Source organism: Tepidimonas ignava (assembly GCF_004342625.1).
Taxonomy (GTDB): Bacteria; Pseudomonadota; Gammaproteobacteria; order Burkholderiales; family Burkholderiaceae_C; genus Tepidimonas; species Tepidimonas ignava.
This window is the reverse complement of record NZ_SMAH01000002.1, coordinates 242,521-264,907: the sequence shown is the minus strand read 5'-3', so window position 1 is coordinate 264,907 and position 22,387 is coordinate 242,521. Positions and strand designations below refer to the sequence as shown.

The window sequence follows — 22,387 nt, the reverse complement described above, 5'->3', positions numbered from 1 at the left end:
TTGAGCCACCTTGCCGCTGAGCGTGCCCAACCGTTGCCGCGTGCGCACTACCGTGTTTTTCGCTCGATCACGACGCGCTGGATGGACAACGACGTCTATGGGCACGTCAACAACGTTGTCTATTACAGTTGGTTCGACACCGCGGTCAACGCGACGTTGATCGAACACGGCGTGCTGGACCCCGAGCGCAGCGAGGTCATCGGGCTGGTGGTGCACACCCAGTGCCACTACTTTGCCCCGCTGGCGTTTCCGCAAACGGTGCAGGCGGGCGTGCGCGTGGCGCACCTCGGGCGCTCCAGCGTGCGCTACGAGGTGGGCATCTTTGCCGACGGGGCCGAGCGCACCGCCGCGCACGGGCACTTCGTGCATGTGTACGTGGACCGCACCACGCGCCGGCCGGTGACGGCCCTGCCCGCTGCCCTGCACACCCTGTTGGAGTCCTGGCGATGAACGCACCTGACCCTGTGTCCCCTGTGCCCTTGGCCGACGAGCTGCCGCCGCTGGAGCTGGATCCGCTGCGGGCGGCGCAGCGCGCGCTTGATCCCGCCGCGGTGGAAGCGGCGATCGTGTCGCGCCGCTCGGTGCGGGCGTTTTTGCCCACGCCGGTGCCGCGCCACCTGATCGAGCGGCTGCTGGCGCTGGCCGCGCGCGCGCCGTCCGGCACCAACACGCAGCCATGGAAGGTCTACGTGCTGCAAGGGCGTGCTCGCGACGCGCTGTGCGAACAGGTGTGCGCGGCGCACGACGCCATCCGCGCCAACCCGGCGCTGGCGGCCGAGTACCAGGAAGCCTACGACTACTACCCGCGCGAGTGGGTCAGCCCGTACCTCGACCGCCGGCGCGAAAACGGCTGGGGCCTGTATGGGCTGTTGGGCATCGGCAAGGGCGACAAAGACAAGATGCACGCGCAGCACCAGCGCAACTTCCGCTTCTTCGACGCGCCGGTGGGGCTGATGATCACGATCGACACCGTGATGGGGCGCGGCTCGCTGCTGGACACCGGGATGTTTTTGCAAAACCTGATGGTGGCCGCGCGCGCGCACGGGCTCGACACCTGCCCGCAGGCGGCGTGGAACCACTACGCCCGCATCATCCTGCCGCTGATCGGGGCCGGGCCGAACGAGATGCTGGTGTGCGGCATGGCGCTGGGCTGGGCCGATCCGCAGGCGCTGGTCAACCGCTTCGTGACGCCGCGCGAGCCGCTGCAGCGCTTCGTGCGCTGGGTGGACGAGCCGGCCAACGCAGGAGGGTGAGGCGATGGACACCCCGACCCCCACGGCGCGTGCGGCGGTGCTGGTGGCGCGCCGCATCTTCCCCGAAACGCTGGCGCGGCTGCGGCAGCATTTCGACGTCGACAGCAACGACGCCGACGAGGACTGGAGCCAGGAGGAGCTGATTCGCCGCTTGCAGGGCAAAGCGGGCGTGCTGCTGACCGGCACCCAGCGCGTCGATGCGGCGCTGCTGACCGCGTGCCCACGGCTGCGCATCGCCGCCAACATGACGGTGGGCTACAACAATTTCGATGTCGCGGCGATGGACGCCGCCGGCGTCGTCGGCACCAACACCCCGGACGTGCTGACCGAAACAACGGCGGACTTTGGCATGGCGCTGCTGTTGGCGGCGGCACGGCGCGTCACCGAAGCCGAGCGCTACCTGCGCGCCGGGCAGTGGACGCGCTGGACGGTGGACCTGATGGCCGGCGCCGAGGTGCACGGCACGACGCTGGGCATCCTGGGCATGGGCCGCATCGGCCAGGCGATCGCGCGCCGCGGCGCGCACGGCTTTGGCATGCGGGTGCTGTACCACAACCGGCGCCGCCTCGACGCGGCCACCGAGCAGGCGTGCCGCGCCACCTACGTGGACAAGGCCACGCTGCTGCGCGAGGCCGACCACCTGATGTTGGTGCTGCCCTACACACCTGAAAACCACCACACGATCGGCGCGGCGGAACTGGCGCTGATGAAGCCCACGGCGGTGCTGGTCAACCTGGCGCGCGGCGGCATCGTGGATGACGCGGCGCTGGCCGAGGCGTTGCGCCAGCGCCGCATCGCCGCGGCGGGGCTGGACGTGTTTGAGGGCGAGCCGCACGTGCACCCGGGCCTGCTGCAAGTGCCCAACGTCGTGTTGACGCCGCACATCGCCAGCGCCACGTTGCGCACGCGCCGCGCGATGGCCGACTTGGCGGCGGACAACCTGATCGCCTACCTGACCGAAGGCCGAGTGCTCACCCCGGTCAACCGGCCGCCGCAGCCGCGCGCGTGACGCCGCTGCGGCGGGCAGGCTCTGCGGCCCCCTACAATGCGGCCCCAACGCGGGCCAGGGCGGCCCGTGACGGAGTGAGGGATGTCCACCGGCGCGATCCAATGGCTGGCGGCGGCGCTGTTTGCGCTGGCGCTGCTGCACACGTTTTCGACCAAATTTTTCGAACATCTGGCGCACACCCACCCGGCGCACGCGGGGGTTTGGCACCTGCTGGGCGAGGTGGAAATCGTCTTTGGGGTGTGGGCCATGCTGTTCATGGTGCTGGCCGCCATGATGGTGGGGGCCGCACCGGCGCTGCAGTACCTGGACAGCCGCAACTTCACCGAGCCGCTGTTTGTGTTTGCCATCATGGTGGTGGCCGGCAGCCGGCCCATCCTGCAGGCCGCTGCCGCCGCCGTCGACGCGCTGGTGCGGCTGTTGCCGTTGCCGCGGCCGCTGGCGTTTTATTTCACCACGCTTTCGGTGGTGCCGCTGCTGGGCTCGTTCATCACCGAGCCGGCCGCGATGACGCTGGCCGCGCTGCTGATGCGCGAGCCGATCTTCGCGCAAGTGCCGTCGCGCTTGAAGTACGCGACGCTGGGGGCGCTGTTCGTCAACGTCTCCATCGGCGGCACGCTGACGCCGTTTGCGGCGCCGCCGGTGCTGATGGTGGCGGCCAAGTGGGGCTTTGACCTGCCGTACATGCTGTTCAACATCGGCTGGAAGGCGGCGCTGGCCGTGGTCATCAACGCCGCGGTGCTGACGGCGCTCAACGCCCGCACCCTGCGCGGGCTGACCGTTGCGGTGGAGTCGCCGTACCGTGGCGTGCCGGCCGGCATGGTGGCCGTGCACGTGGTGTTCCTGACCCTGATCGTGCTGCTGTCGCACCACCCGGCGGCGTTTTTGTCGGTGTTTCTGCTGTTCATGGGGGTGGCCACCGCGTACCCGCAGCACCAAAGCAGGCTGATTCTGCGCGAGGGGCTGCTGGTGGCGTTTTTCCTCGGCGGTCTGGTGGTGCTGGGCGGCATGCAGCAGTGGTGGTTGCAGCCGCTGCTGCAGGCGATGAGCGACACGCAGGTGTACTTCGGCGCCACAGCGCTGACGGCCATCACCGACAACGCGGCGCTGACCTACCTGGGGTCGCTGGTCGAGGGGCTGTCGGACGACTTCAAATACTCGCTGGTGACGGGCGCCGTCACCGGCGGTGGCCTGACGGTGATCGCCAACGCCCCCAACCCCGCCGGGGCGGCGATCCTGAAAAGCACGTTCCGCGAGGGCGCGATTTCGCCCAAGGGGCTGTTTTTGGGGGCGTTGGGGCCCACGGTGGTGGCGGTGCTGTGCTTCCGCCTGCTGCCGCACTGAGGCAGCGGCCGCGGCGGGCACGGCCCGGCGATGGCGGTGAACTTTTGTTGCCCGAACCACTCTAGCCCTGGCACAGACACCACGCGATCGCGGCCGGTGCGCCGCGCTTGAGGAGGGCTTGCCACCGTGCCGTTGTTGTGGATCGTTGGAGTGCCGCTGCTGGCCGCGGCCGTGCTGCCCGTGGTTGCGGCGCACGGGGGCCGACGTGCGTCGGCGCTGGCGGCGTTGGCGGTGACGCTGAGCGCGCTGGCGGTGGTCGTGGGCCTGGCGCCCGGCGTGTTGCAGGGTGGGGTGGTGCAGGCGTCGTGGCCGTGGGTGCCGGACGTCGGCCTGAGCGTCAGCCTGAGGCTGGATGGCCTGTCGCTGCTGCTGGCAGGCCTGATCGCCGGCATGGGGGCGTTGATCGTCCTGTACGCCGCGTATTACCTGGGGCCGCACGACCTGCCCGGCAAGTTTTACGCCACGCTGATGCTGTTCATGGCGGCGATGCTGGGCGTGGTGCTGGCCGACAACCTGCTGCTGCTGGCGGTGTTTTGGGAGCTGACCAGCCTGGCGTCGTTCCTGCTGGTGGGCTACTGGAGCCACGACCCGCAGGCGCGCGCCGGGGCGCGGCAAGCGCTGGCGGTCACCGGAGGCGGTGGGCTGGCCCTGCTCGGGGGGGTGGTGCTGTTGGGCTGGATCGCGGGCACGTACGACATCAGCGAAATGGTCGGTCGCCGCGCCGAGATTCAGGCTGACCCGCTGTTCACCCCAGCGCTGTTGTTGATCCTGCTGGGCGCGTTCACCAAGAGCGCGCAGGTGCCATTTCACTTCTGGCTGCCCGACGCGATGGCCGCGCCCACGCCGGTGTCGGCGTACTTGCACTCGGCCACGATGGTCAAAGCCGGGATTTTTCTGTTGATGCGGCTGCACCCGGTGCTGGCGGGCAGCGGTCTGTTCGAAACGCTGGTGAGCGGGGTGGGGCTGCTGACCGTCGCCTGGGGGGCGTGGGTGGCGATCTTCAAGCACGACCTCAAGGGGTTGCTGGCGTACTCCACGGTCAGCCATCTGGGGTTGATCATGTTTTTGGTGGGCGTGGGCTCGCCGCTGGCGGCCGTGGCGGCGGTGCTGCACGTGCTCAACCACGCCACGTTCAAGGCGCCGCTGTTCATGGTGGCCGGCATCGTGGACCACGAGACCGGCTCGCGCGACCTGCGCCGTTTGGGCGGGTTGTTCGCGCTGATGCCGTGGACGGGGACGTTGGCGCTGCTGGCGGCCGCGTCGATGGCCGGGGTGCCGCTGACCAACGGGTTCGTGTCCAAGGAGATGTTCCTGGCCGAGGCGGTGGGCACGGGCGGCTGGCTGGTGCCTTTGGTGGCCACGTTGGCCGGCGCGTGCAGCGTGGCGTACGCGCTGCGTCTGGTGCACGATGCGTTTTTCCATGGGCCGCTGGGCGATGTGCCCAACCCGCACCCGCACGAACCGCCGTGGGGCATGCGGGTGCCGCCGACTTTGCTGGTGGGGCTGGCGCTGGCCGCCGGGCTGGCCCCGGGGCCGGTGTTTGGCCCGTGGGTGCACGCCGCCGCCACCGTGATGGTCGGCCAGCCGCTGCCGCCGTACACGCTGACGCCGTGGCACGGTTTCAACCTGCCGTTGCTGCTCAGCGGCCTGGCGTTGGCGGGCGGGGTGTGGCTGTACGCCCGGCTGCAGCGGGGGCGCTGGCTGCACCGCGTCGTGCTGGAGGAACGCATGGGCCCCTGGCAAGGGCGGCGGCTGTTCGAGCGCGGCGTCGATGGCCTGATGGGGTGGGCAGGGCGTGCCACGGCCGCGCTGGACAACGGCTCGCTGCAGCGCATGGTGGCGTGGCTGGTGGGCACGGCGGTGGTGGCGGGTGGCGCCGCGCTGCTGGGCCAGGGCCTTGGGGCCGGGGGGCGCGCCCTGTGGCCGGCCAACCCCCTGGCGTGGGCGGTGTGGCTGCTGCTGTTGGCCACGTGCGCGGCGCTGGTGCGGATGCACCACCAACGGCTGCTGGCGGTGGTGCTGGTGGGCGTGGTGGGGTTGGTGACGTCGCTGACCTTCGTGGCCTTTTCCGCGCCGGATTTGGCGTTGACCCAGTTGTCGGTGGAGCTCGTGTCCACCGTGCTGCTGCTGATGGGGCTGGCGCTGCTGCCGCAGCATTCGCCGCGCGAGTCGTCGCCGCAGCGGCGGCTGCGGGATGGCGCGCTGGCGCTGGCGGCGGGCGCCGGGTTGGGCTGGATCACCTGGGTGCTGCTGACGCGCGACCACGATTCGATCGCGTGGTACTTCCTGCAGCAATCGCTGCCCAAGGGCGGGGGTGCCAACGTCGTCAACGTGATCCTGGTGGACTTCCGCGGCTACGACACGCTGGGCGAAATCACCGTGCTCGGCATCGCCGCGGTGGGGGTGCTGGCGTTGATGGAAGGGCTGCGCATGGCGCGCCCGCCGGTGGACGCCGAGGGGCGGCGCTGGACGTTTGCCGAGCCGCCGCTGCTGCTGCGCGTGGCAGCGGCGGTGGTGCTGCCCGCGGCGCTGGTGGTGGCTGTGTACATCTTTGTGCGCGGCCACAACGCGCCCGGGGGTGGCTTCATCGCCGGCTTGATCACGGCGGTGGCGCTGGTGCTGCAAGCGATGGCACGCGGCCTGCACCCCACCGAGGCCTTGCTGCGCGCGCACGGCGGACGGCGCTTCGTGCGCTGGCTGGGGGCCGGCCTGGGCGTGGCGGGGTTGACCGGAGTGGGCGCGTTCGTGTGGGGGCGGCCGTTCCTGACCAGCGCGCACGGCCACCTGCACCTGCCGCTGCTGGGTGATGTGCCGCTGGCCACGGCGGCGCTGTTCGACCTTGGGGTGTACGGCACCGTCGTGGGGGCGACGCTGTTGACGATTTCGGCCTTGGGCAACGCCAGCCGCGCTGGCGCGGCGCCCGTGGGCACGGCGCAGGAGGGACGCGCATCATGATGAGCATGGAAGCTCTGGTGGCCAGTGGCGTGGGGCTGGTGACGGCGTGCGGCGTGTACCTGCTGCTGCGCGGGCGCACGTTCCCGGTGGTGCTGGGCTTGTCGCTGCTGGGCTATGCGGTCAACGTCTTCATTTTCGTGATGGGGCGGCTGTGGAGCGCCGCGCCGCCCATCCTGCACGAGGGGGCCACCCGCGCGGCCGACCCGTTGCCGCAGGCGCTGGTGCTCACCGCGATCGTGATCGGCTTTGCCACCACCGGGTTCATCGTCGAGCTGGCGCTGCGCAGCGCGCATGACAACGGCAGCGACCACGTCGATGGGCGCGAGCCCGGTCTGCCCGGCGCTGGCCGGGCCGCCCACGGTGCAACGGAGGAGCGCTGATGCTGGACGCGTTGCAGGCATGGTGGTGGACGCACGCCCCGGTGCTGGTGGTGCTGTGGCCGCTGGGCACCGCGGTGCTGCTGTTGCTGTGGGGCGACCACGGTGACTCGAGCCAAGGCGGCGGGCACGCCAGTGGTCGGCGCACCTGGCGGCGCGCGCTCAGCGTGGGGTCGGTGGCGTTGGGGCTGCTGCACGCGGCGGCGTTGGTGGCGCGCGCCGACACCGGTGGGTGGGCGGTGTACGCGTTGGGCGAATGGCCGGCGCCGTTCGGCATCGTGCTGGTGCTGGACCGCCTCGCCGCGCTGATGGTGCTGCTGACCCATTGGGTGGCGCTGCCGGTGCTGTGGTACGCGTGCGGAGGCTGGGACACACGTGGCCGGCACTTCCACGCGATCTTTCACTTTCAGCTCATGGGCTTGGGCGGGGCGTTCGTCACCGGCGACCTGTTCAACCTGTTTGTGTTTTTCGAGGTGCTGCTGATCGCATCGTACGTGCTGCTGCTGCATGGGCAGGGCCGCGAGCGGCTGCGCATGGGCGTGCACTACGTGGTGCTGAACCTCACGGCCTCGGCGCTGTTCCTGATCGGGCTGGCCATCGTGTACGGGGTGACCGGCACGCTCAACATGGCCGATGTGGCGCGCCGGCTGGCCGCGCTGCCCAGCGGCGAGGCGCGGCTGGCGCTGGCGGCGGCGTGGCTGCTGTTGGTGGTGTTCGGCCTCAAGGCCGCGCTGGTGCCGCTGTACGCCTGGCTGCCAGGGGTTTACGCGGCGGCCAGCGCACCGGTGGCGGCGCTGTTTGCCATCATGACCAAGGTGGGCGTGTACGCCGTGGTGCGCGTGCACGGTGGGGTGTTGGCCGACGTCATGACCGCCGTGTGGCCGTGGCTGCTGGCGGCGGCGTTGTTGACCAGCGTCGTGGGGGTGTTGGGGGCGCTGGCGGCGCACGGGTTGGGACGGATGGTGGGGTACCTGACGGTGGCCTCGGTGGGCACGATCGTCACCGGCGTGGCGCTGGGCACGCCCCAGGCGCTGTCGGCTGCGCTGTACTACATGGTGGCCAGCACGCTGGTGGTGGCGGCGCTGTTTTTGTTCGTCGAGCTGGTGGCGGCGCAGCGCGGCGCGATGGCCGACCGCCTGCAGCCCGCAGCGGCGGTGCGCGAGCCGGTGGCGCTGGGGATGCTGATGCTGCTGGCGGCGGCGTCGGCGGCCGGCCTGCCGCCGCTGCCCGGTTTCGTGGGCAAGGTGATGCTGCTGCAAAGCGCACTGGGCCAGCCGGCCCAGGTAGGGGTGTGGGCGGTGGTGCTGGGTGCGGGGCTGCTGACGCTGCTGGCGCTGGTGCGCGCCGGCGTGGTGATGTTTTGGCATGTGCAGCCAGCCGAGCCCGCGCCATCCGCGGGGGGCAGCGGCTGGCTGCTGGCGGCGCCGTGGGGCTTGATCGGCTTGACGGTGCTGGTGGCGGTGGCGGCTGGGCCGATCAAAGCCTACACCGACGCCACGGCGCGGCAACTGGCCGACCGCGCGGGCTACCTGCAGGCGGTTTTGGGCGTCGCCGCTGACGGTGGGGGCGAGACCACGCGCCCCTACGATGGCCGCCTGACGCCGCCTGCGCCGCCGTTGGAGGAACCACGATGAACCCCACCACCGTCGCACCTGCGCCACGTGCGCGCCGCCGTGCGTGGCCTCACCCCGTGCTGTCGCTGCTGCTGGCGGCGAGCTGGGTGTTGCTGAACCGCAGCGTGGCGCCCGCGCACCTGCTGTGGGCGCTGCTGCTGGGCTGGGGCGTGCCCCACCTGTTGCGGCCTTGGCTCGACGCCGCGGGGCGCGTGGACTGGAACGCCGCGCTGCGCCTGACCCTGGTGGTGCTGTGGGACATCGTGGTGGCCAACGTGACGGTGGCGCGCCTGACGCTGGGACCCCTGAAGCGCGTGCGGCCGGCCTGGGTGCATGTGCCGCTGGCCAGCGACCACGCACGCGTCAACGCGCTGCTGGCCAGCATCATCACGATGACGCCGGGCACGGTGTCGGCGGTGGTGGACGAAGCGCACCGCCGCTTGCTGGTGCACGCCCTCAACACCGACGACCCGGCGGCGTTGGTGGCCGAGATCAAAGCGCGTTACGAGGCGCCGTTGCTGCGCGTGTTTCGGGTTGACCCGACGGGCCGGGACGGAACCGACGACGACAGCGGGAGCAAGCCATGAGCGAGGTGTTGGTGTGGGCGCTGGACATCGGCGCGTTGGCGGTGGGGATGGCGGTGCTGCTGTGCGGCTGGCGGCTGTTGCGTGGGCCGTCGCTGCCGGACCGCATCCTGGCGCTGGACACGCTGTACATGGGGCTGGTGGCGCTGGTGGTGCTGTTGGGCATCCGCCACGACAGCCCCTTGGTGTTCGAGGCGGCGTTGATCGTGGCGATGCTGGGTTTTGTGTCCACCGTGGCGCTGGCGCGCTACGTGGCGCGCGGTGACGTGGTGGAATGAGGAGGGCGCGGCGATGATGGTGGTGCTGGAATACCTGGCGGCGGCGCTGGTGCTGCTGGCGGCGTTCTTTTTGCTGGTGGGGGCCGTGGGGCTGGTGCGCTTTCCCGACGTGTACATGCGGCTGCACGCGCCAACCAAGGCGTCCACGCTGGGGGTGGGCGGGGTGCTGCTGGCCTCGATCCTGGTGTCGCTGGCGCACGGCCGGCCCAGTCTGGCCGAGCTGCTGATCACGCTGTTTGTGTTTGTCACGGCACCGGTGTCGGCCAGCCTGATGGCGCAGGCGGCGCTGCACATGCGCCTGCCCTCGGGCGCGCCGGTGCCGCGCGACGCGGTGCCCGAGCGCCGCGCTCACACCCCCGGGTCAACCGGGCAGGCCTCGGGCAAGTCGTAAAACGCGCGGATGCCGTTCCAGGCGTCCTCGGGGCTGTCGACGTAGCTGAAGAGCGCCAGGTCTTCCGGCGAAATGACCCCCTCGTCCACCATGGCGTCGAAGTTGATCAGCCGCTTCCAATAGTCGCTGCCGTACAAAAACACCGGCACCGGGCGCGATTTGCGCGTCTGCACCAGCGTCAGCACCTCAAACAGCTCGTCCAGCGTGCCGAAGCCGCCGGGGAAGGCCACCAGTGCCTTGGCGCGCATCATGAAGTGCATTTTGCGCAGCGCGAAGTAGTGGAATTTGAAGCGCAGCTGCGGGCTGATGTAGGGGTTGGGCTCTTGCTCGTGCGGCAGCAGGATGTTGAGGCCGACGCTGGGCGCGCCCATGTCGTGCGCGCCGCGGTTGGCCGCTTCCATGATGCCGGGGCCGCCGCCGGTGACGATGTAGAGCTGGTGTTCCTTCGGGCAGGACTGGCTGTAGGTCGCCACCAACTGGGCAAAGCGCCGCGCCGCATCGTAGTAGTGGGCGTTGCGCCGCAGCGCCTCGGCACGGCGCAGCGCCGCGGGGTCGCCGCTGGCCTGGGCGGCTTGCCACATAGCTTCGGCCTCGGCCGGTTCACGAAAGCGGGCGCTGCCAAAGACCACGATGGTGTTTTCGATGCCGAGTTCGGTCATCGCCAGGTCGGGCTTGAGCAGCTCGAGCTGGAAGCGGATGCCGCGCGTTTCGCGCCGCAGCAAAAACTCCGGGTCGGCAAACGCCAGCCGGTACGCGTCGGGCGGTGGGCGCGAGCCGTCCTCCGACAACAGGTGCAGCTCCACGCTGGCGTCGGCCAAACGGCGCGTTTGCAGGTCGTGGGTGGGATCGTGGGAGTTCGGTGGCGTCATCGTGGCAGCCTTGGCGATGATGCAAAAGGCCCCGCGTGGGGGCCTGCAGCGGCGGCACGCAGGCCGCGCACGGGCCCCGCCGAGGGGCCGGGGGCGACGGCGCAGCGCGTCAGACGCGCTTGCGGTATTCGCCCGTGCGGGTGTCGATTTCGATTTTGTCGCCCTGCTCGACGAAGATCGGCACCTGCACCTCGAAGCCGGTGGCGATCTTGGCGGGCTTGAGCACCTTGCCCGACGTGTCGCCCTTGACCGCGGGCTCGGTCCAGGTGACTTCGCGCACCACGGTGGTGGGCAACTCGATCGAAATCGCCTTGCCCTCGTAGAACACCACCTCGGCGGTCATGCCGTCTTCGAGGTAGTTGAGCGCGTCGCCCATGTTCTCGGCTTCGACCTCGTACTGGTTGTACTCGGCGTCCATCCACACGTACATCGGGTCGGCGAAGTACGAGTAGGTGCACTCCTTTTTGTCGAGGATGATGTTGTCGAGCTTGTCGTCGGCCTTGAAGACGACTTCGGTGGCGCTGTTGTTCAGCAGGGCCTTGAGCTTCATGCGCACGGTGGCCGCGCCGCGACCGCCGCGCTGGTATTCGGTTTTGAGGACGATCATCGGGTCCTTGCCGTGCATGATGACGTTGCCGGCGCGGATTTCTTGAGCGAGTTTCATGGCAAGCGGGTTTCGTAAGCCTAGGGGTTAAGCAAACTTTATATTGTACCTTGGCGGCGCCATTCAAGGTGAGGCGAAAGCGCCCGCGTGGCGCTGGCGCTGCACAAACGCCAGCAGCCGCGTCAGCAGGTCCGTTTGGGCCAGCAGGCGCTGGCGCAGGTGTTGGGCCAGCGCGCTCCACTCGGCCAGCACCGCGCTGGTCAGCGCAGGCGGCGGCGCGCTGGGCACACCGTTGAGGGTGCGCATCCACGCCGCCCACGACGCGGGAGCGTCGGCCCACGCCAGCAGCGCTTCCAGCTTGGCGTGGTGGGCATCGTCGTCCTGCGGGTACAGTTGCCACAGCCAGGCGCGCCCCGCCCACAGCGCGCGCACCAGGGAGTCCTCGCCCCGCACCAGGTTGAGATCACAGGCCCACAGGCGCTCGTCGAAAGCGTCCTGCGGCACCAGCGGCGCCACGTCCACGCGCGCGCCCGCGGGCACGGCGGGCACCAGCGAGCGCCAGGCGTCGGCGCTGCGCCCCTGGGCCACGAGCCAACGTGCACCATGCAAGGCGGGCTGCCGCACCAGCGTCGGCAGCGCCGCAGGTTCGTAGCAAAACACGCTGACCCAAGGGCCATCGTGGGGGCCGTGCGCGCGACGCCAGGCCGACGGATCGAACGCCGTCTGGCGCGCCAGCAGGTCGTCCTCGCGCAGCAGCCCGCCGGTGGCCGGCGTGAAGCCGGGGAAGAAAAACCATTTGGTGCGCCCGGCCAGCGGACCGTGCAGCACCGGCGAGGGCAGGCCGTGGCTGCGCTCGACCCACGGCTCGGCGCTCAGGTACTCCAGGTTCAACCACAGCGTGGGGCGCCCATCGTCGGCCTGGGGGGGCAGGCGCGCCGCCACCCAGGCGTCGTCGATCTGGCAGCCGAACGTTTCCAGAAGCACGTCGGCGCTGGGCAGGCCCGCCGGGGGACGTGCCATCGGATCGGTGCGCGGCCAGGGGTGCACGGTGACGCCGGGCCAGTGGCCCTGCCGTGCGCCGGGGGCCATCCAGTCCAGCGCGCTGGCGTCGTCGATCCACAGCCGCACCGGGTGCCCGGCGACGGCCAGTTGACGGCACAGGCGCCAGGTCACGCCGACGTCACCCCAGTTGTCGATCACGTGGCAGTACACGTCCCAGCGCAGCGGCGTGGGTGAGGGAAAATGCGCATCCATGTCATCGGTCCACAGCGACGAATTGTTGCGCACCGTGGCGGCGTTGCCGGCGCTGCCCGGGGTGTACCGTTTTTTCGACGCCGCCGGGCAGCTGCTGTACGTGGGCAAGGCGCGCGACCTCAAGCGCCGCGTCAGCAGCTATTTCCAGAAAACCCACGACGGCACGCGCATCGGTCACATGGTGGCCAAGATCGCGCGGCTGGAAACCACCGTGGTGCGTTCGGAGGCCGAGGCGCTGTTGCTGGAAAACAACCTCATCAAGACGCAGCAGCCGCGCTACAACATCCTGTTTCGCGACGACAAAAGCTACCCCTACCTGCGCATCAGCGGCAGCACCTGGGCGGCGGGGGCTACGGCGGCGCAGCCGCCCGACCCCGGGCACTACCCGCGCGTGTCGTACTACCGCGGCCCGGCGCAGCGGCCGCACCGGTATTTTGGGCCGTACCCCAACGGCTGGGCCGTCAAGGAAACGATCCAGTGGCTGCAAAAGGTGTTTCGGCTGCGCACCTGCGAAGACACCGTGTTCGCGCACCGCACGCGGCCGTGCCTGCTGCACCAGATCAAGCGCTGCAGCGCGCCGTGTGTGGGGGCGATCAGCCCGGCTGAGTACGCCGCCGACGTGCGCGCGGCGTGCGATTTTTTGGAAGGGCGCAGCCAACAGGTGCTGGACGCGCTGCAGGCGCGCATGCAGGCGCTGGCCGAGCAATGGGCGTTTGAGCAGGCGGCGCAGGTGCGCGATCAGATCGCGGCGCTGTCGACGATGTTGCAGCAGCAGGCGATGCAGGCCTACGACGACCAGGACGTGGACATCATCGCGGTGCAGCTGCAGGGCGGGCGCGCCTGCGTCAACCTGGCCATGGTGCGCGGTGGTCGCCACCTGGGTGACCGGCCCAGCTTCCCCGCGCACGTGGAAGACGGCGCGGCGCTGGCCGATGTGGAGGAGGGCGCCGAGCCGGCGCAACGCGTGCTGGAGGCGTTCATTGCCCAACATTACAGCGAGGTGGCGCCGCCGCCCGTGCTGGTGCTGGGCGCGCCGGTGGACGAAGGGCTGCTGCAGGCGCTCGGCGAGCGCTGGCACACCCGCGTGCGCGCGGTGTGGCAGCCGCGTGAGCAGCGCCGCGTGTGGCTGGAGCTGGCGCAGCGCAACGCCGAGCTGCAACTGGCGCGCCTGCTGGCCGAGGAAGGCTCGCAGCAGGCGCGCACGCGCGCCTTGGCCCAGGCGCTGGGGCTGGATGCCAACACGCCCGAGGCGCTGGCGGCGCTGCGCATCGAGTGCTTCGACGTTTCGCACACCGCGGGCGAGGCCACGATGGCGGCGTGCGTGGTGTACGAGCAGCACCAGCTGCAGCCGCGCCAATACCGCCGCTACACCGTTGAGGGCGTGACGCCCGGCGACGACTACGCGGCGATGCGCCAGGTGCTGCAGCGCCGCTACGCGCGCGTGGCCGCGGCGTTGGCCGAGCGCGGGGGCGACGAGGGCGACGACGCGCAGGCGCGGCTGCCCGACGTGGTGCTGATCGACGGCGGCGTGGGCCAGGTGGGCGTGGCGCGCGAGGTGTTCGAGGCGCTGGGCCTGGATCCTGGGCGCTTGGTGGGCGTCGAAAAAGGCGAAGGACGCAAAGTGGGCTTGGAGGAGCTGGTGTTCGCCGATGGCCGCCCCAAGGTGGCGCTGGGCGCGCAGTCCAGCGCGCTGTTGCTGGTGGCGCAGATCCGCGATGAGGCGCACCGCTTTGCCATCACGGGGATGCGGGCGCGCCGCGCCAAGGCGCGCACCGGCGCCAGCCGGCTGGAGGATATCCCGGGCGTGGGCCCCAAGCGGCGCGCGCGGCTGCTGGCGCGGTTTGGCGGCGTGCGCGGGGTGGCGGCGGCCAGCGTCGACGAGCTGGCCAGCGTCGAGGGCATCTCGCGCGAGCTGGCCGAGACCATCCACCAGGCGTTGCGCTGATGCAGCGGTGACGTGCTGGGCGCCCCGGCAGCCCCGATAATGGCGGGGCCATGTTTTTCACCGTGCCCACGCTGCTGACCTGGACGCGCATCGCCGCCATCCCCCTGATCGTGGCGGTGTTTTACCTGCCCGGCACCGCCGAGGGCTGGCGCAACACCGTGGCCACGGCGCTGTTCATTGTGTTCGCGTTGACCGACTGGGCCGATGGCTACTTGGCGCGTCGGCTCAACCAGACCTCGGCCTTCGGTGCGTTTTTGGACCCGGTGGCGGACAAATTTCTGGTCAGCGCCTGCATCCTGGTGCTGGTGCACCTGGGGCGTGCCGATGTGTTTGCCGGGCTGATCATCATCGGGCGCGAAATCGCGATTTCGGCGTTGCGCGAGTGGATGGCGCAGATCGGCGCCGTGCGCAGCGTGGCCGTGCACATGGTGGGCAAGCTCAAAACCGCCACGCAGATGGTGGCCATTCCCTTTTTGCTGTACGACGGCGTGCTGTGGGGCGTGGATACGCGCTGGTGGGGCACGCTGTTGTTGTGGGCCGCGGTGGTGTTGACGGTGTGGTCGATGGTGTACTACCTGCAAAAAGCCCTGCCCGAAATCCGCGCCCGCGCGCGCTGAAGACCGCGATGACCACCTCCGAGACCGATTCGCTGTGGATCCGCGCCATGCCGGCGGTGTTTGTGCTGATCTGGAGCACCGGCTTCATCGTGGCGCGCTACGGCATGCCCCACGCGCCGCCGATGACGTTTTTGGCTTGGCGCTACGCGCTGTCGATCGCGGCGTTCGGGGCGTGGATCGCGCTGGCGCGCGTGCCGTGGCCCCGAGAGCGCGCGCAGTGGGGGCATTTGGCCTTGACAGGGGTGCTGATGCACGCCGGCTACCTGGGCGGGGTGTGGGCGGCGGTCAAAGCGGGCATGGGGGCGGGCCTGTCGGCGCTGATCGTCGGGCTGCAGCCGGTGCTCACCGCCGTGTGGTTGTCGGCCACGGGCGGGCGCGTCACGCCGCGCCAGTGGTTGGGGCTGCTGTTGGGCTTGGTGGGCCTGGTGCTGGTGGTGTGGCACAAGTTCGGCCACGGCGGCCCCGGCGACAGCGCCACGCCGTTGAACCTGGCCTACGCGGTGGGGGCGCTGTTGGCCATCACCGTGGGCACGCTGTACCAAAAGCGCCACGTGCGGCCGTGCGACGTGCGCACCGCCAACACCGTGCAGCTGGGCGCGGCGCTGCTGGTGACGCTGCCGCTGGCGCTGCTGGAGGCCGAACCGATGCACTGGAACGCGCAGTCCGCCGGTGCCATGGCGTGGTCGGTGCTGGGGCTGACGCTGGGCGGCAGCTCCCTGCTGTACCTGCTGATCCAGCGCGGTGCGGCGGCCAGCGTGACCAGCCTGATGTACCTGGTGCCGCCCTGCACGGCGGTGCTGGCCTGGGTGCTGTTTGGCGAGCCGATCACGCCCACCACGCTGGCCGGCACGGCGCTGACCGCGCTGGGCGTGGCGCTGGTGGTGCGCGGCGGGCGTTGAGGGCCGGCGTCCGATGCCCTTGGAGGAGGTGAGTGTGAGATGACGACCCAACGTGTGCACCGCATCGCGGTGATCCCTGGCGATGGCATCGGCACCGAGGTGATGCCCGAGGGCTTGCGCGTGCTGCAGGCGGCGGCCGAGCGCTTCGGTATCGGCCTGGCGTTCGATCACTTCGACTTTGCCTGCTGGCCGTACTACGAGCGCCACGGCCAGATGCTGCCGGACGATTGGCGCGAGCGCATCGGCGGGCACGACGCGATCTTTTTTGGCGCCGTGGGCTGGCCGGCCAAGATTCCCGACCACGTCTCGCTGTGGGGCTCGCTGCTGCAGTTTCGGCGCGCGTTCGACCAGTACGTGAACCTGCGCCCCGCGCGCTTGATGCCCGGGGTGCGCTCGCCGTTGGTGCGACGCGACGGCACGCCGCGCGCGCCGGGCGACATCGACATGCTGATCGTGCGCGAAAACACCGAAGGGGAGTACTCCAGCATCGGCGGGCGCATGTTCGAAGGCACCGAGCGCGAGCTGGTGGTGCAGGAAACCGTGATGACGCGCCACGGGGTGGACCGCGTGCTGCGCTACGCGTTCGAGCTGGCGCGCTCGCGCCCGCGCAAACACCTGACCAGCGCCACCAAGTCCAATGGCATCGCCATCACGATGCCGTACTGGGACGAGCGGGTGCGCGCCATGGCGGCGGCCTACCCGGACGTGCAGGTGGACCAATACCACATCGACATCCTGACCGCGCACTTTGTGCAGCGGCCCGAGGCTTTCGACGTCGTCGTGGCCAGCAACCTCTTTGGCGACATCTTGAGCGACCTGGCGCCCGCGTGCACCGGCACCATCGGCATTGCGCCGTCGGCCAACCTCAACCCCGAGCGGCGCCACCCTTCGCTGTTCGAGCCGGTGCACGGCTCCGCCCCGGACATCGCCGGGCGCGGCATCGCCAACCCGATCGGGCAAATTTGGTCGGGCGCGCTGATGCTGGACTTTTTGGGGTACCGTCAGGCGCACGACGCCATCTTGCGCGCCATCGAGGCGGTGTTGGACCCGGCCGGTGGCGGCCCGCGCACCCCAGACCTGGGGGGGCACGACCGCACCACCGACGTGGGACGCGCTGTCGCCGACGCACTGCGGCATGGCGCCTGAGCACGACTAGAATACGGCGCTTTTTCGCCGGTTGCGGCGCCCGCAGCCGGACACGCGGAGAGCCTACGATGAACAAAGCACAACTGATCGAACACATCGCCGAGCACGCCGAGCTGACCAAGCAACAGGCGGCGCGCGCGCTGGACGCGCTGCTGCAGGGTGTGACCACGACCCTGGCACGCGGCGGTGAGGTGACCCTGGTGGGGTTTGGCACCTTCGGCGTTGAGGAGCGCGCCGCGCGCAAAGGCCGCAACCCCCGCACCGGCGAGGAAGTGGAGATCCCAGCGGCTAAAATACCGAAGTTTCGTCCGGGCAAGATGCTCAAAGACAGCGTCAACGGCTGACCCGGTAGCGGACCGGGTGCTTAGCTCAGCTGGTAGAGCGGCGCCCTTACAAGGCGTAGGTCGGCGGTTCGATCCCGTCAGCACCCACCACCCACCGGTTCCATCCATGCCATCGGGGCAACGGCGCCCCGACTCAACAAGGGCGCGATGCTAAGATGTCGCGCCCTTTTGTTTTTGATACCGCGCACGACCCATGTTCGACGTTTTTCGCAACAACATGAAGCTGCTGATGGCGCTGCTCATGTTGTTGATCATCCCTTCGTTCATCTTCTTCGGCGTGCAGGGCTACACCAGCTTTCGCGAGCGCGCCGAGCCGGTGGCCCGGGTCGCGGGCGAGCGCATCACCCGCACCGAGTGGGAGGCCGTCCACCGGCGTGAAGTGGAGCGGCTGGCGGCCGCGATGCCGGGGGTGGACCGCGCGCTGCTGGAAAGCGATGACAGCCGTCGCGCGACGCTGGAGCGTATGGTGACCGAGCGCGTGCTGACCCGAGCGGCCGCTGACATGCGGTTGCTGGTCAGCGATCGCCGCTTGGCGGCCGAGTTGCTGCGGGATCCAACGATCGCCAGCCTGCGCAAGCCCGACGGCACGCTGGACACGCAGCGCTACCAAGACCTGCTGCGCAGCCAGGGCATGACGGCCGAGCAGTACGAGGCGCTGGTGCGGGCCGCGCTGCAGCGCCAGCGCTTGGGTGAGATGGTCGCCGCCAGCGCGTGGCTGCCCAAGGCCAGTGTCGAACTGGCCACGGCGGCGTGGTTCGAGCGCCGCGAGGTGGCCGTGGCCGCGTTCCGTGCGGCGGACCACATGGCCGCGGTGCGGGTGTCGGATGACGACCTGCGCGCGTACTTCGAGCAGCATGCCGACGCGTTCCGCTCGCCCGAGCAGGCGGTGGTGGAATACCTGGTGTTGGACCGCGACGCCTTGGCGCGCACCCTGCAGCCCAGCGAGGATGAGCTGCGGCAGTATTACGACACCAACGTGGCCGCGGCCGCGCAGCGCGAACAACGGCGTGCCGCGCACATCCTGTTGACGCTGGCGCCCGACGCCAAGCCCGAGGACAAGGCGCGTGTGCGTGCCGAGGCCGAGCGGCTGCTGGCCGAAGTGCGCGCCAACCCCGAGCGGTTCGCGGAGCTGGCGCGACAACACTCGCAGGACCCGGGGTCGGCGGCCCAAGGTGGCGACCTGGGCTGGTTTGGCCGTGGCGCGATGGTCAAGCCCTTTGAGGACGCCGTGTTCGCGCTGGCCAAGGGGCAGGTGTCGGACATCGTCGAAACCGACTTTGGCCTGCACATCATCCGTGTGCTGGACGTGCGGCAGCAGCCGGTGGAGCCTTTTGAAAAAATGCGTGCCGCATTGGCCGACCAATGGCGCCAGCAGCAGGCTGCGCGGCAATTCGCCGAGGCGTCCGAGCGCTTTGGCAACCTGGTCTACGAGCAAGCCGACAGCTTGCAGCCGGCGGCGCAGGCGCTGGGGCTGCGCGTGCGGCGCGCCACGGTGCAGCGGCAAGGGCCGGTGGAGGGCGACGTCGACCCCGTGCTGGCGGATCCGGCGGCGTTGCGTGCGATCTTCGACGACGAGGCGCTGACGCGCAAACTCAACAGCCGCCCCATCGAGTTGCGCGGCGGCCGCGTGCTGGCGGTGCGCGTGGTCGAGCACCGCAAGGCCGAGCGCCAGCCGCTGGAGGCGGTGGCGCCGCAGGTGCGTCAGCGCCTGGTGGCCGAGCGCGCACGCCAGGCCGCGCTGGACGACGCCCAGGCCCGTTTGGCCCAGTGGCAAGCACAGCCCCCCGCCGACACGGCGCTGCGTGTGCCGGTGGTGGTGTCGCGTCAGGACGCGCAGGGCTTGCCCCCGAAGGCCTTGCGGGCTGCGCTGAGCGTGCGCCTGCAGGGCGACGCTCCAGCCTGGACGCTCGTTGACCTGGGCGACGAAGGTGCGATGGTGCTGCGGGTGCGGCGCGCGGCCCGCGCCGAGGTGCCGGCTGCGCAGCAGGAGGCTTTGACGCACGAACTCACGCGACTGTGGGGTGACGGCGAAGCGCGTGCGCTGCTGCAAGCGCTGCGCCAGCGCTACAAGGTCGAAATCCTCGTGCCGGCGGGGGCGCAGCCTCGGTCAGCGGGGTGATTCACCGCTATAATGCGGGCTTTACACGGTGGCTGTAGCTCAGTTGGTAGAGTCCCAGATTGTGATTCTGGTTGTCGTGGGTTCGAGTCCCATCAGCCACCCCAGTATGTTCTTCAAGCCCAGCGCCACCCAGGCCTGGGCTTTTTTGTTGCACCACCAACAACAATGGCCAAAGGCATGATATTGGCGGCGGGACAGGGCACCCGCGTACGTCCCCTGACCAAGGACTGGCCCAAGCCCATGGTGCCGATCCTGGATAAGCCCGTGATGGAGTACCTGATCGAGCGCCTCGCCGCGCACGGGGTGCGGCAGATCATGGTCAACGTGGCGTGGAACCACCACAAGATCGAACAATACTTCCGTGACGGTCGGCGCTGGGGCGTCGAAATTGGCTATTCCTACGAAGGCGTGTACGAGCACGGCGACATCCTGCCGCGGCCGCTGGGCTCGGCTGGGGGCATGAAGCGCATCCAGGACCAAAGCGGCTTCTTTGACGACACTACCATCGTGCTGTGCGGCGATGCCTTGGTGGACCTGGACATCACGGCCGCGTTGCAGGAGCACCGCGCCAAGGGGGCGCTGGCGTCGGTGGTGACGCTGCCGGTGCCGCGTGAGCAGGTCAGCAACTATGGCATCGTCGTGGCCGATGACGATGGGCGTGTGCGCTCGTTCCAGGAAAAGCCCCAACCGGACGAAGCGCGCTCCAACCTGGCCAGCACGGGTATTTACATCTTCGAGCCAGCGGTGCTGGACCTCGTGCCGTCGGGGCAGGTGTTTGACATCGGCAGCCAGCTCTTTCCGCTGCTGGTGCAGCGCGGGCTGCCGTTTTACGCGCAGAGCCGGCCGTTTCACTGGATCGACATCGGCCGTGTGAGCGACTACTGGTCGGTGCTGCAGCGCGTGCTCAGCGGCGAGATCGCCGACATGCGCATGCCGGGCACCGAAATCCGCCCGGGCGTGTGGGTGGGGCTCAACACCCGCATCGACTTCGAGCGCGTGCACATCACCGGGCCGGTGTACATAGGCTCCAGCGTGCGGCTGGAGCCGGATTGCTCGATCGTCGGTCCGGCCTGGATCGGCCATGGCTCGCATCTGCGCGCCGGCTCGCGCATCGAGCGCAGCGTGTTGTTCGAGTACACCCGCATCGGCGCGGGCATGCTGTTTCAGGACATGATCGTGTCACCCAGCTACTGCGTGGACCGCTGGGGCCGCGCCACTTACGTGGGCGACGACCGCTGCCCGCTGCGCTGGGGCGACGCGCGCGCCTGATCAAGCCAGGTCAGCAGCAGCGTCACCGCGCTGGAGGCCAGCAACGCCCCAACAAACGGGGCCAGCGTGGGCACGTTGGCCGGGAAGGTGGCCGCCACAATGCCTTGCCCAAGGCTGCCGCTGGCCAGCGCGTCGGGCAGCACCGCGCCGACCACGCCGGCGACCATGCCGGCCAGCGCGGCGTGGCGCGGCACGCGCGGGTGCAGGCCCAGCAGCAACGGCACCGCGGCGGTGGCGCACAGCAAGTCGGCCACCAAGAACAACCGCAGCACCGACAGACCCTGCCACGCCACCAGCAGCACCGGCACCATCAGCAGCACCGTGGCCCAGCGCGCGCCGCGCAGCGTGGTGCCGCGGTGCTGGGTGACCAGCAGCGAGGCGATGCCGCTTTGCAGCGTATCGACCGACGAGGCCACCAGCGCCACCGCCAGCAGCAGCACCGCCCACAGCCCCCAGGCCGGACCTTGCTGCACCAACGCAAACAGCGGCACCGGCGGCTGGCCCAACGGCAGCCCGCGCAACGCGGCCACGATGCCCAAGGCGCCGACCACGGCGATGGCCCCCGCGCTGACCAGTGCCCCGGCCCACGCGGCGCGGTGCAGCGCCTGCGTGTCGGTGGCGGCCCACAGACGCTGCCAGTAGCCCTGGTGGAACAGGTTGGCCGCCGTGACGGCAATCACCAGGGTGGCGGCCACCGACAGCCCCACGGCCAGCGGGGCATCGGCCGGGGCGCTGGGCGTGACGGTCACCGACGGGCCGGGTTGGGTCAGCGCCAGCGTCGCGACGCCCACCAGCAGCACCAGCAGCAACCATGCTTGCCAGCGGTCGGTGGCCAGACTGGCGCGCAGGCCGCCCCAGGTGGTGTAGGCCAGCGTGACGCCGGCCACCGCCAGCATGGCCCAGCGGCCATCGGCGCCGGTCAGCAGCGCCACGATGCTGCTCAACGCGGTCAACTCGGCGGTCAGAAAACAAAGCATGTACAGCAGCGCCAGCCCGAGCACCCACAGGCGCACCGGGGTGCCGAAGCGCTCACCGGCGTAATCGGTGAGGCTGCGGCCCGCGGGCAAACGCCGCCGCAGCGCGGGGGCGGCCCAGGCCAGCAGCACAAACGGCAGCGCCGCCCCCAGCGCGTAGCCGGCCAACGCCAGCGGCCCCACGAAGGCGGCCACTTCGGGCGGTACGAGCAAGATCCACGCCCCCAGGCCCGACGCCACAAACGACAGCGCCAACGTACCCGCCCCTTGGCTGTGGCGCGCGGTCAGGTAGTCGTCCAGCCCTTCGTCGGTGCGCCGCGCGCGCAAACCGATGAACAAAAACCCCACCAACGCCGCGGCCACCGCGGCCATCGCCCATCCGCTTGTCATGTCGCACTTCCTCGCGCCGGTACGAACCGGATCAGGTTCCAAGGGTCTGGACCTCGGCCCCCATGGCCTGGCGTCCACTCTCAGCCGGGGCACATCCACCGCGCTTGGCGGCAGGCACGTGCGCCGGCTCCCCTGGCGACTCAGAGGCTGGGCATT

Annotated in this window: 21 protein-coding genes and 2 tRNA genes; 19 read left to right on the top strand and 4 right to left on the bottom strand. The window is 70.1% G+C overall.

Going from position 1 to position 22,387, the window contains the following annotated elements; translation table 11 throughout:
* From EDC36_RS02560 to EDC36_RS02515, 10 genes are all read left to right on the top strand, one after another.
* Complete coding sequence (locus EDC36_RS02560) at positions 1 to 450, top strand: acyl-CoA thioesterase (RefSeq protein WP_132961685.1); 450 nt, start codon at positions 1 to 3, stop codon at positions 448 to 450.
* Complete coding sequence (locus EDC36_RS02555) at positions 447 to 1,253, top strand: nitroreductase (RefSeq protein ID WP_132961684.1); 807 nt, start codon at positions 447 to 449, stop codon at positions 1,251 to 1,253. Before EDC36_RS02560 ends, EDC36_RS02555 begins: the two co-directional genes overlap by 4 nt.
* 4 nt (positions 1,254 to 1,257) lie before the next feature.
* Entirely contained in the window at positions 1,258 to 2,262 is a 1,005-nt protein-coding gene (locus EDC36_RS02550) for a 2-hydroxyacid dehydrogenase (RefSeq protein WP_132961683.1), read from the top strand.
* Between the two features lie 81 nt (positions 2,263 to 2,343).
* Positions 2,344 to 3,603 (top strand): putative Na+/H+ antiporter, encoded by a 1,260-nt coding sequence (locus tag EDC36_RS02545; RefSeq protein WP_132961682.1) that lies wholly within the window; start codon positions 2,344 to 2,346, stop codon positions 3,601 to 3,603.
* A gap of 126 nt (positions 3,604 to 3,729) precedes the next feature.
* Complete coding sequence (locus EDC36_RS02540; RefSeq protein WP_165902793.1) at positions 3,730 to 6,558, top strand: monovalent cation/H+ antiporter subunit A; 2,829 nt, start codon at positions 3,730 to 3,732, stop codon at positions 6,556 to 6,558.
* Between the two features lie 5 nt (positions 6,559 to 6,563).
* Positions 6,564 to 6,938 (top strand): Na+/H+ antiporter subunit C, encoded by a 375-nt coding sequence (locus EDC36_RS02535; RefSeq protein WP_207895023.1) that lies wholly within the window; start codon positions 6,564 to 6,566, stop codon positions 6,936 to 6,938.
* Positions 6,938 to 8,569: a monovalent cation/H+ antiporter subunit D gene (locus EDC36_RS02530; protein WP_132961680.1), complete on the top strand. Its 1,632-nt coding sequence runs from the start codon at positions 6,938 to 6,940 to the stop codon at positions 8,567 to 8,569. The genes EDC36_RS02535 and EDC36_RS02530 overlap by 1 nt, the downstream gene beginning before the upstream one ends.
* Positions 8,566 to 9,135, top strand: coding sequence for a Na+/H+ antiporter subunit E (locus EDC36_RS02525; protein ID WP_132961679.1), 570 nt, complete (start codon positions 8,566 to 8,568; stop codon positions 9,133 to 9,135). Before EDC36_RS02530 ends, EDC36_RS02525 begins: the two co-directional genes overlap by 4 nt.
* Complete coding sequence (locus tag EDC36_RS02520; RefSeq protein WP_132961678.1) at positions 9,132 to 9,410, top strand: K+/H+ antiporter subunit F; 279 nt, start codon at positions 9,132 to 9,134, stop codon at positions 9,408 to 9,410. Before EDC36_RS02525 ends, EDC36_RS02520 begins: the two co-directional genes overlap by 4 nt.
* Complete coding sequence (locus EDC36_RS02515) at positions 9,394 to 9,801, top strand: Na+/H+ antiporter subunit G (RefSeq protein WP_243646438.1); 408 nt, start codon at positions 9,394 to 9,396, stop codon at positions 9,799 to 9,801. Before EDC36_RS02520 ends, EDC36_RS02515 begins: the two co-directional genes overlap by 17 nt.
* Here the strand turns inward: EDC36_RS02515 and EDC36_RS02510 are convergent.
* From EDC36_RS02510 to earP, 3 genes are all read right to left on the bottom strand, one after another.
* Positions 9,759 to 10,670, bottom strand: a complete 912-nt coding sequence (locus EDC36_RS02510) for an LOG family protein (RefSeq protein ID WP_132961677.1) — start codon at positions 10,668 to 10,670, stop codon at positions 9,759 to 9,761. The two genes, EDC36_RS02515 and EDC36_RS02510, sit on opposite strands and share 43 nt — an antisense overlap.
* Positions 10,671 to 10,779: 109 nt before the next feature.
* Entirely contained in the window at positions 10,780 to 11,334 is a 555-nt protein-coding gene (efp, locus tag EDC36_RS02505) for an elongation factor P (RefSeq protein ID WP_132961676.1), read from the bottom strand.
* A gap of 63 nt (positions 11,335 to 11,397) precedes the next feature.
* Positions 11,398 to 12,528, bottom strand: coding sequence for an elongation factor P maturation arginine rhamnosyltransferase EarP (gene earP, locus EDC36_RS02500; protein WP_132961675.1), 1,131 nt, complete (start codon positions 12,526 to 12,528; stop codon positions 11,398 to 11,400).
* On the opposite strand from earP, the gene uvrC reads away from it, so the two are divergent.
* The 9 genes from uvrC to EDC36_RS02455 all read left to right on the top strand — a co-directional run bounded on the left by uvrC (position 12,527) and on the right by EDC36_RS02455 (position 20,867).
* On the top strand, positions 12,527 to 14,473 hold the full coding sequence (gene uvrC, locus EDC36_RS02495) for an excinuclease ABC subunit UvrC (RefSeq protein ID WP_132961674.1): 1,947 nt from the start codon (positions 12,527 to 12,529) through the stop codon (positions 14,471 to 14,473). The two genes, earP and uvrC, sit on opposite strands and share 2 nt — an antisense overlap.
* Before the next feature lie 50 nt (positions 14,474 to 14,523).
* Positions 14,524 to 15,090, top strand: coding sequence for a CDP-diacylglycerol--glycerol-3-phosphate 3-phosphatidyltransferase (gene pgsA, locus EDC36_RS02490; protein ID WP_132961673.1), 567 nt, complete (start codon positions 14,524 to 14,526; stop codon positions 15,088 to 15,090).
* Between the two features lie 8 nt (positions 15,091 to 15,098).
* On the top strand, positions 15,099 to 15,989 hold the full coding sequence (locus EDC36_RS02485) for a DMT family transporter (RefSeq protein WP_132961672.1): 891 nt from the start codon (positions 15,099 to 15,101) through the stop codon (positions 15,987 to 15,989).
* Between the two features lie 39 nt (positions 15,990 to 16,028).
* Positions 16,029 to 17,135 carry a tartrate dehydrogenase gene (locus tag EDC36_RS02480; RefSeq protein WP_132961671.1) on the top strand — a complete coding sequence of 369 codons (1,107 nt, stop codon included), beginning with the start codon at positions 16,029 to 16,031 and terminating at the stop codon, positions 17,133 to 17,135.
* 68 nt (positions 17,136 to 17,203) lie between these two features.
* A complete protein-coding gene (locus tag EDC36_RS02475) occupies positions 17,204 to 17,479 on the top strand; it encodes an HU family DNA-binding protein (RefSeq protein ID WP_132961670.1) in 276 nt (91 codons plus the stop codon).
* 14 nt (positions 17,480 to 17,493) lie between these two features.
* Positions 17,494 to 17,569 (top strand) — tRNA-Val (locus EDC36_RS02470).
* A 103-nt stretch (positions 17,570 to 17,672) separates the two neighbouring features.
* Entirely contained in the window at positions 17,673 to 19,598 is a 1,926-nt protein-coding gene (locus tag EDC36_RS02465) for a SurA N-terminal domain-containing protein (RefSeq protein ID WP_132961669.1), read from the top strand.
* Between the two features lie 28 nt (positions 19,599 to 19,626).
* Positions 19,627 to 19,702 (top strand) — tRNA-His (locus tag EDC36_RS02460).
* A gap of 73 nt (positions 19,703 to 19,775) precedes the next feature.
* A complete protein-coding gene (locus EDC36_RS02455) occupies positions 19,776 to 20,867 on the top strand; it encodes a nucleotidyltransferase family protein (RefSeq protein WP_165902792.1) in 1,092 nt (363 codons plus the stop codon).
* Here EDC36_RS02455 and EDC36_RS02450 read toward each other — a convergent pair.
* A complete protein-coding gene (locus EDC36_RS02450) occupies positions 20,816 to 22,231 on the bottom strand; it encodes a sodium:solute symporter family transporter (RefSeq protein ID WP_185971239.1) in 1,416 nt (471 codons plus the stop codon). The two genes, EDC36_RS02455 and EDC36_RS02450, sit on opposite strands and share 52 nt — an antisense overlap.
* Between the last annotated feature and the right edge of the window lie 156 nt (positions 22,232 to 22,387).

What these genes read in the sequence shown, in the direction of transcription:
- EDC36_RS02525 (WP_132961679.1), top strand. Translation starts at nt 8,566, where the DNA reads ATGAACCCCACCACCGTCGCACCTGCGCCACGTGCGCGCCGCCGTGCG.
- EDC36_RS02545 (WP_132961682.1), top strand. Translation starts at nt 2,344, where the DNA reads ATGTCCACCGGCGCGATCCAATGGCTGGCGGCGGCGCTGTTTGCGCTG.
- uvrC (WP_132961674.1), top strand. Translation starts at nt 12,527, where the DNA reads ATGTCATCGGTCCACAGCGACGAATTGTTGCGCACCGTGGCGGCGTTG.
- EDC36_RS02450 (WP_185971239.1), bottom strand. Translation starts at nt 22,231, where the DNA reads ATGACAAGCGGATGGGCGATGGCCGCGGTGGCCGCGGCGTTGGTGGGG.
- EDC36_RS02455 (WP_165902792.1), top strand. Translation starts at nt 19,776, where the DNA reads ATGATATTGGCGGCGGGACAGGGCACCCGCGTACGTCCCCTGACCAAG.
- EDC36_RS02535 (WP_207895023.1), top strand. Translation starts at nt 6,564, where the DNA reads ATGGAAGCTCTGGTGGCCAGTGGCGTGGGGCTGGTGACGGCGTGCGGC.
- EDC36_RS02520 (WP_132961678.1), top strand. Translation starts at nt 9,132, where the DNA reads ATGAGCGAGGTGTTGGTGTGGGCGCTGGACATCGGCGCGTTGGCGGTG.
- pgsA (WP_132961673.1), top strand. Translation starts at nt 14,524, where the DNA reads ATGTTTTTCACCGTGCCCACGCTGCTGACCTGGACGCGCATCGCCGCC.
- EDC36_RS02555 (WP_132961684.1), top strand. Translation starts at nt 447, where the DNA reads ATGAACGCACCTGACCCTGTGTCCCCTGTGCCCTTGGCCGACGAGCTG.
- EDC36_RS02485 (WP_132961672.1), top strand. Translation starts at nt 15,099, where the DNA reads ATGACCACCTCCGAGACCGATTCGCTGTGGATCCGCGCCATGCCGGCG.
- EDC36_RS02475 (WP_132961670.1), top strand. Translation starts at nt 17,204, where the DNA reads ATGAACAAAGCACAACTGATCGAACACATCGCCGAGCACGCCGAGCTG.
- EDC36_RS02465 (WP_132961669.1), top strand. Translation starts at nt 17,673, where the DNA reads ATGTTCGACGTTTTTCGCAACAACATGAAGCTGCTGATGGCGCTGCTC.
- EDC36_RS02550 (WP_132961683.1), top strand. Translation starts at nt 1,258, where the DNA reads ATGGACACCCCGACCCCCACGGCGCGTGCGGCGGTGCTGGTGGCGCGC.
- EDC36_RS02510 (WP_132961677.1), bottom strand. Translation starts at nt 10,670, where the DNA reads ATGACGCCACCGAACTCCCACGATCCCACCCACGACCTGCAAACGCGC.
- earP (WP_132961675.1), bottom strand. Translation starts at nt 12,528, where the DNA reads ATGGATGCGCATTTTCCCTCACCCACGCCGCTGCGCTGGGACGTGTAC.
- EDC36_RS02530 (WP_132961680.1), top strand. Translation starts at nt 6,938, where the DNA reads ATGCTGGACGCGTTGCAGGCATGGTGGTGGACGCACGCCCCGGTGCTG.
- EDC36_RS02480 (WP_132961671.1), top strand. Translation starts at nt 16,029, where the DNA reads ATGACGACCCAACGTGTGCACCGCATCGCGGTGATCCCTGGCGATGGC.
- efp (WP_132961676.1), bottom strand. Translation starts at nt 11,334, where the DNA reads ATGAAACTCGCTCAAGAAATCCGCGCCGGCAACGTCATCATGCACGGC.